At 41.3% G+C, this 1,832-nt stretch carries 2 protein-coding genes; both read right to left on the bottom strand.

From position 1 onward, the window contains the following. Positions 1-1,149 (bottom strand): hypothetical protein (locus LYNGBM3L_RS18950; RefSeq protein ID WP_008186631.1); only part of this gene is annotated, 1,149 nt, incomplete at its 3' end. 334 nt (positions 1,150-1,483) lie between these two features. Then, positions 1,484-1,832 (bottom strand): HEAT repeat domain-containing protein (locus LYNGBM3L_RS45125; RefSeq protein WP_044493884.1); only part of this gene is annotated, 349 nt, incomplete at its 5' end.

The following is a 1,832-nucleotide window of genomic DNA, read 5'->3' as shown; positions in this document are numbered from 1 at the left end:
AACTAGGTTGAACTTCTGTACAACCGACCCAGTCCAATTAGCCCACTTCTGTAAGGAGTCCCGCATTTGACCCTTCATCCAACTATTAAGCTTACGGGACATGGCCTTGGACTGACGTTTATTTTTTATTGGTTGTGTTAAATCTTCCGCAAAAACTTTCAACGATTCACCATTAAAAAGAGATTTAGAAGCGGCTCCTATAATGGCTGTAAGTTCCGATTGATTTTGTCTGTAGCGTTTATTTTCTGTCTTTCGACTAAGATTGTTTTTCAGTATTCGAGCAGATCTAGATGGATTTAGTTCCTCTAGCTTTCTATGAAGTGCCCATAGTTTCCCTCTATTGCGATTCTTGGCACATATTCTATCTGATTTCTTGGTAGTTTCTTTCCCTAGTCCCTTCCCATGCGCGTGACCATCCGAATCATAGAAAGCTTCGGTGTATCCCTTGTCTACTCCTACACTCTTGAGTTCAGATGGTATTTCTACGGTTCCATGGTCTACTAGAAAATGAATCTCAAATCTTGGCAAAACGTGATTATGTATCAACCGAATCTGTCCTTTCAGTTTTCGGTTAGATCTAACGATTACCTTGTTCCTTTTTCCTCTTCTCAACCCAGCTAACTCTAACTGATAAGTGTTGCGAGAAAGTTGCTTACAGGTATAACCTCCCTGTTGATAGACTATTTGGTTCTTAACCCAAGAATGCCCACGTTGGTATTCCTTCCTGACAAACCTGTGTAGTAAAGGATTTTCTAGGAAAGCTAAAGTTTTGAGCTGTCTACAAAGCTCTTTTCTTCTCTTTTGGTTGTATGTACCAGAGAACCTTTTGTAAATCCTTTTGACAACTGCCTCAGTGCAAGCTGCTTGTTGGGCTGTGATTGCTTTCGCTACATCACTGACCGTCCATTCCATTAGTTTTGAAGGTAGTCCCAGGGATTCGGGAGTCCTAAAACTCCTTACTTCTGGGTACGCCTTTTTCCAATCTAGTCCCCAATGGTTAATACTTCCCAGCTTGTTGTAGGACTCAGCCCTGACGATACCCAGCTTTTTCATTACCTGCAGCAATTCAAGTTCAACCGACTTTGTCATCCCTGCCACAGGGACGACTTGAGTCGATATCCTTTTTGTTACTCCTTCTTTTCTTGGCATCGTTAGAGCTGGATTCTACACTTCAATTATACTCTAGCGCTAAGTAAATGTCAATGTCCATTTTGTGGTATTAAATACCGATTTATCCCTATTTTTAAGGGTTTAATTGCGAGGCTTAATGCGATCGCTCTTTGTAATTAATCCTCGATGGCTTAGAGCTGTTGAGGGTTTTGTGTTGTTTTAGAGTAATTCTTATTTGGGTAAAGTAGAGAATTTTGGGATTTTAGGGAACAGGGAATAGGGAACAGGGAACAGTGAAATGCGATGCTCAGCAAAGAGCCGCTACGCGATCGCATCCAACAACAACAATACCGTAAAAATGCACAAGATTATATTATACCACAAACATATCTTTATTTCTAATAATATCAAAAACTCTTTGGCTCTCTTTCTTACTACTCCCGACTCCCGACTCCCGTCCTACGACCAAATCCCACAGCACATCAATACCACTGCCCACATAGTCTGAATCCTGGTGTTGTTCAATCCATTTAATCACACTAGGGATAACATGATTGGATGTTTTGCCTAATTTACCCAAAGCTTCGCTTGCGTCCCTACGCACATAATAATCATCATCCTGAAGCAGTGCTATGAGGGCGTTGACTACGGTTTGTGAGCTGTTGTTCAATCTGCCCAAGGCTATGGCTGCGTTCCTACTCACATAATAATCATCATTCTGA

Source organism: Moorena producens 3L (assembly GCF_000211815.1).
GTDB lineage: Bacteria > Cyanobacteriota > Cyanobacteriia > Cyanobacteriales > Coleofasciculaceae > Moorena > Moorena producens.
This window is presented reverse-complemented; position numbering and strand designations above follow the sequence as displayed.